Source organism: Okeania sp. SIO3I5, from assembly GCF_010672085.1.
Classification (GTDB): domain Bacteria; phylum Cyanobacteriota; class Cyanobacteriia; order Cyanobacteriales; family Microcoleaceae; genus Trichodesmium.
Genome location: NZ_JAAHHT010000175.1, coordinates 8,521 through 20,638 on the forward strand (window position 1 = coordinate 8,521; position 12,118 = coordinate 20,638).

Genomic DNA, 12,118 nt, shown 5'->3' on the forward strand with positions numbered 1-12,118 from the left:
CTAGGCGCTTGGGTTTGGAGACCAAACCCCTACAGTTTTGGTAGTGGTGCATTTTATGGATTGTGCATTTTCATTATCTTTGGAGCGGAGGCGCAACAGTGGGAGCATCTTGCTCCCGTACCTCCTATTCCTTTTTCTTATATACCATTACGCAAGCAGGACTACCACAGTTTTTGATCACATCTCATTCCTTGAGGACTTACACAGGCGAACCCAGAAACCCGGTTTCTCGTAGATGTTTATTGTCAAAAACAATGATTTACCGTAGAAACCGGGTTTCTTTGCGTAAGTCCTGTCCTTAATAATCGTAGGGGTTTGGTCTCCAAACCCGTTGGCGCTGAGGTACAGTTTTAGATCCCCCCTGCCCCCCTTGGAAAGGGGGGAGTTTTCAGAGTCTCCTCTGCCCCCCTTAACAAGGAGGAAGCTCTCAAAGTCCCCCTTGACAAGGGGGATTTAGGGGGATCGTATCCGTAACTCCTATTTAACCCAAACCAACACTCAAATCAAAACTGGTTGCTTGACCTTGACCTAAAACCTTAACAAGGTAAGTATCTGCTTCCAAGAAAACTTCTATTTCCTCAGCTCTAGTACCAGAGTTACTAGAACTACCTAAAAGTTGTCTGCCATCACTATTGTATAGTTCCAGATTAGCATTAGCTCTCAAACCATCAAGAGTAATCTCAACAAAGTCAGTTTCAGCTAAATCAAAAGTATAATTTGCTTCACTGCCGCGACTACTAATCAACACACCGTCTCCAGTCAAAGGATCGGTAGCAAAATTAAGAGTACCAAGGTCGGTATCAGGAATAGGACCAGAAACAGGAGAAGCACTCATGTTCAAATTGTAAGTAGTCCGTGCTGAACCTTTTGGCAACACCCCTACATAATAATCTCCTGCTTCCAAATCCATACTAATTTCCTCATTGCTCCTCCCGCTTTTAGCTCCACGTTTGAGCAAAGTGCCATCAATATCATACAACACTACATCAGCATTCTGTCGTAAATTTGTCAAGTTCAGGCTAAACTTGCTGTCTTGCTCTAGGGTAAACTGACGATAGTCTGCCCGATCGCGACTACCACCTTCAGTAAAACCAATTCTGTCGTTTACATCGTAACTTCCCAATACACCAATATCTACCCCTGGTGGAGTTCCATCATCATCTGCTGCTAAAGTGTTCACAGTTAAGGTGTAGTCAGTACGAGCGCCACCTTGAGGATAGACACGAATACGGTATTCTCCTGCATCCAACTGTTCAGTAATGCTCTCGCTTTGTCTGCCTCGATTATTAGACCTTTTGAGCAAACTACCAGAACTATCTAATAACTCTACATTAGCGTTTGCCCTCAAGTTATCTAAACTAATCTCAACCTGTTTTTGTTCGTCAAGGGTAAATGTATGATAGTCATTTTGGTCGCGGTAGTCTTCCCCATCAGAAAAACCAATTTGATCTTCTCTGACATATTCTTGAGTTAATTCCCCAATAATCTCACCAGGGGGATTATCATCATGTGGTATTATCTCAGGGGTAAACTCTACACTCAGATTATAAGAAGTCCTCGCCGAGTTCTGTGGAAAGACTTCAAGAGAATAATCTCCCGCCTCTAAATCTTGTCCTACTTCCTCAGGAGTGTCACGAGTGTTGCGGGAGTCGAACATGAGGGAACCCTGACTATCCAATAATCGTAAATTAGCATTAGCACTCAGTTCGTCGAGAGTCACATCTACCCGACCGTCTTCACTTAAGGTGAAGAAATAACGATCTATCTCATTGCGGCCACTTTGAGTCAAACCAATCCGATCGTTATTGGAGTATGATGTTCTTTCTTGACTAAAATCCCCAATATTAAAGATTTCTACTGGAGGTTCTATCTCATCTGCATTTATAGTAAGTTGATATCTACTACGCGCTCCTCCTTTTGGCTGTACTTTCACATAATATTCGCCAGCATCCAGGGGGAGATTAATATTTTCCTTCTGACGACCTCGGTTTTTCGAGTCGTCGAGAAGAGTAGTGCCGTCATCATCATATAAGATGAGGTCTAGATTTTGTCGTAACTGACGCAGGTCTATATTTACATCAGATTCCTGAGAAACTTCAAACCGGAACCAGTCTTGTTGGTCGCGACCAGTCTGTGAAGCATAAGTTTGACCGACCTCGTTAATAACTCTTTGTTCATCAACAGTCACTACTTCAAAATCAAACGCCTCATCAGGACTAACATAATCATCAATAAAAGGCCACTGAGCTGTAATTCCTAATCGGTAGTCGGTGCGTGCGTTGCCTCTGGGGAAAACTCGCACTGTATAATTTCCTGGTTCTAGTAACTCTGTAAATTCTTCTTTTCTGCGACCTCTTTCCTGTCCACGCCAGATAATTTCATCATCTGAATTAAAAAGCTGTATGTCCGCATTAGCTTTCAGGTTATCTAGAGTCAGGGTGACAATGTTGTCTGAAGTTACAGTGAAGTTGTAGTAGTCGTTGGTATCTCGACGACGACCTTGACCCCGACCAATACTTTCCCTTTTCCCTATTTCGTTGATGGGAGTAACTACGCCTAAGTCTATTCCTGGTTTGCTGTCGTCTTGTTCCTGGATAACTTCCTCTGCACTGATACCGAGTCGGTAATTAGTTTTGGCGCTACCTCTAGGTTTAACTTTGATGTAGTAGTCCCCTTCCTCTAATGTTTCGTTGATTTTTTCCTGCGTTCTGCCTCCTTTATTAGACCTAAATAGCAGGGTGCGACCATCACTGTCTAGAATTTCTACATCTGCGTTTCTTGTGAGTCGATCTAATGTGAGAGAGATGTCACTCTTTGCTTGCAAACTAAATTTATAATAGTCTTGTTTATCTCGTGAAACACCACGACCAAAACCAATTCGGTCAAGTTCTGAAATTTCTTGCGAGCTGAGGATGCCTAAATTTTTAGCAGTGCTAATGGAGTCTTTTTCTTCTGTCATTTCTTCTGCTTGTAAACCTAAACGATATCTTGTCTTTTCTAGACCTTCGGTGTAGACTCGGACTGAATATTCACCTTTTTCTAGAATTTCGGTGATTGTTTCTCGGCGAGTACCACTTTCTGTTGACTGAAATAAAATTGTGTCAGTCTCGGTTTCAACTATTTCTACGTTGGCGTTTTGTCTGAGTTGATCGAGAGTGACATTGACTTCACTTTCTTTTGTCAACTCAAACTCATAAGTATCTACAACGTCGCGGAAGTTATTTTCTGTAAAACCAACCCTGTCTGTGTTTCTGTAGTTGCCTTCGTTGAGAATGCCGACTTGAACTGGTAGTTCTATCGGTGCTGGTGAAGGATCTGGTGCAGGTTCTGGTGCAGGTTCTGGTGCAGGTTCTGGTGCAGGTTCTGGTGAAGGATCTGGTGCAGGTTCTGGTGCAGGTTCTGGTGCAGGTTCTGGTACTTCTACTTCAGTGATTTGAGCTATCAAAGATACTGCATAACTAGATTCGTAGGGAGTGTAAAAACGAGTACCTAATAACGCTGTATTCCCTTCATCCCCTGGAAAATAAGGAAACTGCTCAAAACCAATCAAATCAATAGAATATTCTTGACCATCATACTGAAAAGTTTCATTAGTTGAGGTTTGTGGTAAAAAGTAAACACCACCAGACTGTCCATTAGCAGCACCATTTCTGGTACTAGACAATTCCAAATCAAACTCAAACGTTTGGTTTATTTCCTGTGGTCCATCTAAATCTAGTTCCACCTTCATTGGCACCGAGTCAATACCAGTTCCCTCATCAATGAAAGAATTCCAGGTGGCTAAATTTCCTAAATTAAAACTTTCTCCAACTTTGACACCGAATGGTAATGGGGATTCAACAAAGCTAATTTTATTATTATCAAAGAAGAAGGGATTTGTTATCTTACCCCAAGAAACTTCCGAAGTACCTACACCCCGGTAAAATGAACTAGAATTAGAACCTTCATCTGGTTTCCCCCATGTAATTTTCGCTGAACCCTGAAAAGTTGTCATATTTTAGATCGCTCCTGATTTATAAAATTTTGCTGTGTTAAAATTGTTGATATCAAATCCGGCAATATCGGTTGAATTCAAGACCGTAGGGGTTTGGTCTCCAAACCCTCTATAAGCTAGGAGTTTGCACCAATACTGATGGTAGAATTATATTACTCCGATTTCTCGGGAAGCGTAGTCAGCGGATTTGATATGATTTCTAGGTAATAGAAAGACTATAACCAGTTTTAACAGTCTCACTACCTGGATAAACCCGCAAGAAGTATTCACCTGCATCAATGGTTGCTTGAATAAACTCACTATTACTGTTACCTGCAGCACGTTCAATGAGACTACCATTACTATCTAATAATTCTAGATTAGCATTTTGGTTGATGCGATCTAGAACTATCAACACATCCTCAGTCTCATTCACATTAAATTGATAGTAGTCATTTTCATCAACTATTCCATTTTCCTTAAATCCAATCTTGGTATCGGAGGTAGTAAGTTCATCTTCATCAAATGTTCCTAGGAAAGTGGCAGTTGCTAATGTACCGTTGGGGTCTCTTGTACTTCCTGTAATTGGATCGACATCTGCTGTCAGTCTATATCTTGTAGCACCACTACTTTTCCTATCTATCAGTGCGAAATATTCTCCCGCATCTAATACCTCACTAATAACTTCACTATTTTTGCCAGAGTTAGTCGAGTCAGCGATAACTGTACCATCACTATCTACTAACTTTAAGTCAGCATTTCTTTGGAGGTTATCCAAATTGATGTTTAATTCGCTGGTCTCTGAAACAATGATTTTGTAGTAATCTTCGGTATTACGACTACCATCTGTTTTCCGATCGCCCACTCGTTCTGTAACTGGCGTTCCCAGACTTAGGTCGAAAGCTGTTTCTGGAGTTTCTCCTTCTCCTGGACCTTGGGTGGCGACAGCATCCATACTCAGAAAATATCTGGCCTTAGCATTACCAACAGGGAATATTTCGGCAGCATAATTTCCTGGTTCTAACTCACCAGTAATATTTTCCGCTCGACGACCATTATTAAAAGACCTGAAGAGGCGATCGCCATTTTCATCAACTATAGTCACATTGGCATTACCACTCAGTTCATCCAGAGTCAAATTAAAGGTACTTGCTTCATCTACAGTAAAGTTGTAGATATCTTTAGTATTGCGGACGCCACCAGTCGTAAACCCTACTCGCTGTCTCTTTTTATATTCGCTAAGTTCCCCAACTTCAAAAACATCTAGACCCTCTGCTACTTCTGTAGCATCAAGTTCTACTCGATATTCTGTATCTGCTGCTCCTACTGGTAAAACTCTTAAGTTATAGTTCCCAGGTTCTAAAATCAGTTCTAGCAACTCAGGAGTACGACCTGATTCAGTGGAACTCACAATCAAATTGTCGTCACTGTCATCTTCCAGGTCTTCACCACTGTCATAAAGTTCTAAGTTAGCATTACTTTTGATTTGGTCTAGGGTTGCCCGAAAATCTATTTGTTTGTCTAGACTAAAGCTATAAATATCTAGGGTATTACGTTGACCGCTACGTTCTCCACCAATATCTTGAATATTACTTGGATTGTCACCAGTGATATTGCCTAAGTCAAAGCGTTCGGGATCGGTAAAAGGTTCCTCAGCGTTCAAACTCAATGTGTATCTGGTCCGAGCATTACCTTGAGGCAATACCTTCACAAAATAATCACCCGCATCTAAAGTCTCATTAATATTTTCTGGTCGGGAACCTCTTTTAGCAGACCTAGATATTCGAGTCTTCCCATCACTATCATAAATTTCTACATTAGCGTTAGCTCCTAACCCATCAAGAGTCAGATCGAGATTTTTCTGACTGCTGAGAGAAAACTTGTACCAATCTGCTTGGTCTCGGAGGCCAGTCAAGATTAAACTACCAATATTACCTGACTTTTTAGTTGTAGTGTCGGTAATTTCTCCTAAGTCTTCTGCTGTCTCTGGAGTGGGAATATCATCTAAATCTTGGTCAAAGACTTTTAACTCCAAACGATAATCAGTTCTGGCATTCCCGACAGGTCTTACCCGTACTGCATAGTTACCTGCCTCTAAAACTTCCCCACTAATAATTTCCGGGTTTTTGCCTTTCTTGTTAGATTTAGCCAGTAATTGACCTAATTCGTTCTCATCAGGGTCATATTCATAAAGGTCAAGTCTGATATTAGCATTGAACAGATCCATGTCAGCAAAAAAGAAACTATCTTCATCCAGGTTAAAGGTAAAGTAGTCATTCTGGTCTCTGGTACTACCTCTACCAAAACCAATTTCTCCTAAACCAAAAAGTGGTTCGTCTTCTGTCCTTTCCAACAAATCACCTAATTGGACACCAGGTAATTTATTCGTGGGTTCACTAATATTAGCATCAGCATCAATTTCTAATCGATAGTCTGTTCTGGCCCGACCTTTAGGTTCTACCTCAATAACGTATTTCCCTGGTTCAAGAATAGCGTTAATAGTTTCTTCGTTTCGTCCGCCATTAGTAGACCTAAACAATAGACTTCTACCATCAGCTTCATAGAGACGAACATCTGCATTTTGTGTTAGTTGGTCTAGAGTCAGACTAAAGTCACTTTCTTCATCAATAACAAAGTTATAGTAGTCAGATTTATCTCTTTGATTCCTTTCAGTAAAGCCAATTTCATCAGTAACAACAACCCCTTCTGTAAGATTGTTGAGAAAATCATCCCCCAGACGAATACCAGGAGCTGTGTCATCTTGAGTGATATTAATTGGAGCAGCACTAAGGTTAATCTGATAATTTGTCTGAGCATTACCTCTACGAAAAACCCGAACAAAATATTCACCTGCTTCTAAATCAGCATCAATAATTTCTGATTCAATACCTCTATTAGTAGAGGAAAATAAGACATCTCCATCACTATCTAATATCTGGATATTAGCATCATTGTCCAATCTATCCAGTGTCAGAGTTAGGTCACTTTCCTGCTCGAGTGTGAATTTATAGTAATCATTGCGCTCTCGAACACCGTTAGATCTTCTAAAGCCAATTTTTTCGTTCTTTTTAATTGGCGTAGTAGTAATAGCACCCAGTTCAAATGCAGATCGTAAATTATCGTAGGCCATATTTATTGTGAATTGATTCAAAAAATTAACTGTCCGTCAATAATTAATAATTAATAATGAATAATTAATAATTACCTCTCCTTTAAAAGAAGAGGATTGACTCAAAGGAAAATTTTTATTTATTATCCCCTTATAAAGGGGAGGCTTTAAACCAAAATTTTTCGGTAAAAGTACGATATAGCGGTTCTTTAATCTATGAGGTACAGTTTTTCCCGAAAAAAGGGGTGGAGCCTTCAATATCCCCATACATAAAAAAGGGGATTTAGAAGGATATTCATTAATTGATAATGGATAATTACCTCTGGTTAAAACCAAGAGAATTTAATATCAAGAAATCTTTTTTCTTTTCTCTTGGTCGATTGGATATAGCAAGGCTTACTTGCCATTCTTAGACCGTTTTTTCTCTTGAAATAGAAGGCAATAAAGCCGAATTGATTAATTATAAATTATCCATTATCCATTAATAAATGTACCTTATAACTGTTGTAGAAATAGCTACTATTAGCTACCAAATTTATATTTGTTGGTAGTCAAATACCCGTAAATATACAGACAGTTAATTACGTTATTTATGATGAATAATTTCACCAAGGATTATAGCACTATCTAAAACAAAAAAAATCGAATAATTAATTTTTTTTTGACATTATAAAAAAGTTATTAAAACTAAGTTACACATCAAAAAAAAGAATGTTACACATAGTCAGAACGTTAAACAACTTAACAGGAGATATCCTTTTGACTAATAAGATAAATTATGAACTAATAAATAGCATCAAACCTATTTATTCTGAATTCTGAATCCTAAAAAATCCCGTAGCTATTTGTAGCAGACATTTATTAAATTTGTATTATAGCAAGTTATTCACCATAAATTAATAGAAAATAGAGAGAAATATTTTTTAAACAGGACTTACGCAAAATACGAAACCATACACCTTATGTAGGGGCGAATGGCATTCGCCCTCTACATATATATGGTGGTTCTGCGTAAGTCCTGTAAACTTGTCGATGATCGACAACAAATTTTAGAAAAAGTGTGGTAAAGGCAAGAAACGTAATTCTATTACATCCGTATTTAATAGTAGAAAAAAACTCTCTCCTTGAAAATTTGTCGATCATCGACAACAAATTTTATAGCAAGTGTGGTAAAGGCAAGAAACGTAATTCTATAGCATTCCCAGGTTAGTGAGGTACACCGCTTTCGATCCCCCCTAACCCCCCTTGAGAAGGGGGGGAATTGGAAGTCCCCCCTTGAGAAGGGGGATTTAGGGGGATCGTTGATGTACCTCACGCCTACTGAAAACCGCTATATTACATCCGTATTTAATAGTATCAGGACTTACGCAAATTCTTGGACAATAAGCTATCTGTAGAGGAAAGAATGAGCATTTACCCTTGCTAAATATGGCTTGCTGATTAAATTTTAAAGGATTTACAGATAAAGGTTTTAGCCGTTTTAGGTCTGGAAAAAGTACAAGGTTTTTTGCTACGCAAGAGCTGCAAAAAGTTAGGATGAAAGGGTTGACAAGAGCCGAAAAATCACGAATTAAATTCTTCCTTCTGTCTCCTCTAAATTCCTTACTCCTCCTGTCTCCTGTCTCCTGTCTCCTGTCTCCTACCCTCACCCATGAGATTCCTCAATCTGCCTATCAATCTTTGGTAGCAACAATTAACACACTTCAGCGTCAGTGAATTTAGCTATGATTTTCGTACTTAGGGGTTAGGTAATAAGGAATAGGGAGTAGAGGATAGGTAGTAGATATTATTGGACTTACGCAAAGAAACCCGGTTTCTACGCTAAATCATTGTTTCTGACAATAAATATATACGAGAAACCGGGTTTCTGGGTTCCTCTACGTAAGTCCTGATTAGTTCCTTTATGGCTAGGAACACGAGCAAGTAGTGTTTGAGCTATTTATAGCTTATAGCGCTACGCGCTAGGGAACAGCCGACTTTCAAAGGCTTTCCGGATTTATAAATGTCCTAACCTTAATACGTAGTGCTATATAACAGGACTTACATAAAATCAGGACTTACGCAAATTATTAAATAATACGCTATCTGTAGGGGCGATTCGCGAATCGCCACTACAAGATATGGCGGTTCTGCGTAAGTCGTGTATAATTCACATCTTGATTACGGTTCGCTCAAATATCTTGATACTTTGATTCACCAAGGCCTATATTTCATATAAAATTGTGGCAAGAGTCAAAACTGGGACGAAAGTCCCAGTTAATTATAGTGCTACGCGCTAGGGAACAGGGAATAGTAAACTTTCAAAGGATTTGAGGATTTATAAATGTCCTAACCTTAATGTGTAGCACTATAACTGCTAGATGGAGAAATTACAACTTTCCCTAATAATGTAATTTTATATACATACTAGCAATGTTGAATTATCCTTACGGGAAAAAATTTAACACATTCAGGACTTACGCATAACCACTATCTCTTGGTGCGCGTTCCCTTGCGTCTGACGCCGACGCGGGGTCGCACCGCTATATCTAGTAGGGGCGAATGGCCATTCGCCCCTACAGATAGCGTATTATTTAACAATTTGCGTAAGTCCTGACATTAACAAACAAATTTAAAATTCACTCACGGTAAGTAAATGTTAAAACAAAACATAACAAAAGTTTCTATAGTAGTTGTCGCTTCTGTTGGCGCTCTATTAGTGGGAGTTTTTCTACCACAACTCACTAGCAATAAGAACCTATCGCAAAATGCCATCCAAAAAATCAACCCAGATTTAGATGTAACAAAATTGGTGTCACTGCCACCAGAGCAACGCCAGAGTAAATTGGAGAGAGCGATTAAAGCTGGAAAATCTCTAAATACCAGTCGCGCTCGTTATATTCTAGCTAATGATCTAATTCAACAGGGAGAAGCGGAGTTGGCGATCGCTCAACTTAAAAATTTAGAACAAGAATATAGAACTTTAGCACCTTATGTTCTGGTTAAACGAGCGCAAGTATACGAACAAATAGGGGAAACAGACAAAGCACAAAAAACTTGGTCAGAAGTCTTAAAAAGCTATCCAGAAGAACCTGTAGTGGTAGAAGCGTTGTATGTGCTAGGAAAACAAAACCCGGAATATTGGGATGAGGCGATCGCTAAATTTCCTGGTTATCCAACTACGGTTAAAATTGCCCAGGAAAAATTAAAGCAAAATCCTAATCAACCTCAGTTATTATTGCTCATTGCTAAATATGGTTTTCATGTGCCCGAATATGGTACCGTATTGGAACAACTGAGAACAAGATATGCCTCTCAGTTAAGTCCTGAAGATTGGGAAATGATTGCTTTTGGGTATTGGGAAAAACAGGATTATCCTAAAGGTGCCCTTGCATACCAGAAAGCACCTAAGACACCCAAAAATTTATATCGTTATGCTAGGGGATTGTGGTTAGGGAGAAAAACCAAGGAATCTCGCGAAGCTTATAAAACCCTAATTAATACATTTCCCAATGGGGGAGAAGATACAGCTTTAGGTTTGATTCGTTTGTCGAGGTTAGTCGATCGCAAAGATGCCATACCTTATCTTGACAGAGTAATTGCTAATTTTCCTAGTCATGCACCTGAAGCAATGTTAGATAAGTCTAAGTTGCTCGATAAACTTGACTCTGCTAAATCAGCTTCACTGACACGTCAACAATTGTTGAGAAAGTATAGTAATTCTGATGCTGCGGCTAAATTGCGGTGGCAGTTGGCAGAACAAGCAGCTAAAGGTGGTAATTTACAAGCAGCTTGGAATTGGGCGCAACAGTTGACTGTGAATAATCCTGATAGTGACTTAGCAGCGCAAGCAGGTTTCTGGGTAGGTAAGTGGGCACAACAACTTGGGCAGAAAGAGGATGCCAAAAAAGCTTTTGAGTATATGATTTTACGGTATCCTCACTCTTATTATGCTTGGCGATCGGCGGTAATGTTAGGTTGGCCGGTGGGGGATTTTACCACAGTTAGGGATTTATCTCCAGAGGTTGTACCTACAAAAGAGCGCGATCCACTGCCTTTTGGTTCTGAAACATTGCGGGAATTATATCAGATCGGGCAAGCTCGGGATGCTTGGAAACAGTGGCAGGTAGAATTTGAGGAACGGATGAATCCAACTGTTGCTCAACAATATACTGATGGTGTATTGAGGATTGGTGTGGGGGAAAATTTAGATGGTATTTGGATGTTGACTAGCTTGAGTCAACGGGAAAAACCAGAGGAGATAGCTGAGTATAAAGCTTTAAAAGAAAAGCCTACTTATTGGCAAACTTTGTATCCTTTTCCTTATTTGGAAACTATTGTTAAATGGTCCAATAAACGAGAGTTAAATACTGTTTTGGTGAGTGCTTTAATTCGTCAAGAATCTCGTTTTATGCCGAAGATTAAATCGGTTGTGGGAGCAACAGGATTAATGCAAATAATGCCGGAAACTGGAAAAGAAGCTGCTCAGAAAATTAATCTTGTTAGTTATGATTTGGAGAATGTTAATGATAATGTGAATTTAGGTACTTTTTATTTGGATTTTACTCACAGAGAGTATCAGAATAATTCGATGTTGGCAGTGGCGAGTTATAATGCTGGTCCCAATGCTGTTAGTAGTTGGTTAAAGCGTTTTGGGTTTGATGATGCTGATGCTTTTGTGGAGAAAATTCCTTATCCAGAAACGAGGGGTTATGTTGAGTCTGTCTTTGAAAATTATTGGAATTATTTGCAGATTTATAATCCTGAAGTTTCTCGGTTAATGGAGAGGCATTATGCTAAATATAAAAAATAGGAGCATGACACTGATTTTGCCACGGATACACGGATGATAAGACAGTTATCAGTTATCAGTCACGACTGCTGAAACTGGAGGGCATGACACTGATTTGGCCACGGATACACGGATGATCAGACAGTTATCAGTTATCAGTTATCAGTTATCAGTCACGACTGCTGAAACTGGAGGGCATGACACTGATTTGGCCACGGATACACGGATGAGGTGACAGTTATTAGTTAAGACTGCTCAAACTGGA

The 12,118-nt window shown here is 39.5% G+C and carries 3 protein-coding genes; 1 reads left to right on the forward strand and 2 read right to left on the reverse strand.

The window, feature by feature from the left end:
• Positions 1 to 481: 481 nt before the first annotated feature.
• Together F6K40_RS28640 and F6K40_RS28645 are read right to left on the reverse strand one after the other, a co-directional pair.
• Entirely contained in the window at positions 482 to 3,994 is a 3,513-nt protein-coding gene (locus F6K40_RS28640; RefSeq protein WP_293140678.1) for a pre-peptidase C-terminal domain-containing protein, read from the reverse strand.
• 199 nt (positions 3,995 to 4,193) lie between these two features.
• Entirely contained in the window at positions 4,194 to 7,103 is a 2,910-nt protein-coding gene (locus F6K40_RS28645; protein WP_293140680.1) for a PPC domain-containing protein, read from the reverse strand.
• A gap of 2,614 nt (positions 7,104 to 9,717) precedes the next feature.
• Here F6K40_RS28645 and F6K40_RS28650 point away from each other — a divergent pair.
• A complete protein-coding gene (locus tag F6K40_RS28650; protein ID WP_293140682.1) occupies positions 9,718 to 11,874 on the forward strand; it encodes a lytic transglycosylase domain-containing protein in 2,157 nt (718 codons plus the stop codon).
• Positions 11,875 to 12,118: the final 244 nt, after the last annotated feature.

Coding starts and splice junctions, on each gene's coding strand:
- F6K40_RS28640 (WP_293140678.1), bottom strand. CDS start 3,994: ATGACAACTTTTCAGGGTTCAGCGAAAATTACATGGGGGAAACCAGAT.
- F6K40_RS28645 (WP_293140680.1), bottom strand. CDS start 7,103: ATGGCCTACGATAATTTACGATCTGCATTTGAACTGGGTGCTATTACT.
- F6K40_RS28650 (WP_293140682.1), top strand. CDS start 9,718: ATGTTAAAACAAAACATAACAAAAGTTTCTATAGTAGTTGTCGCTTCT.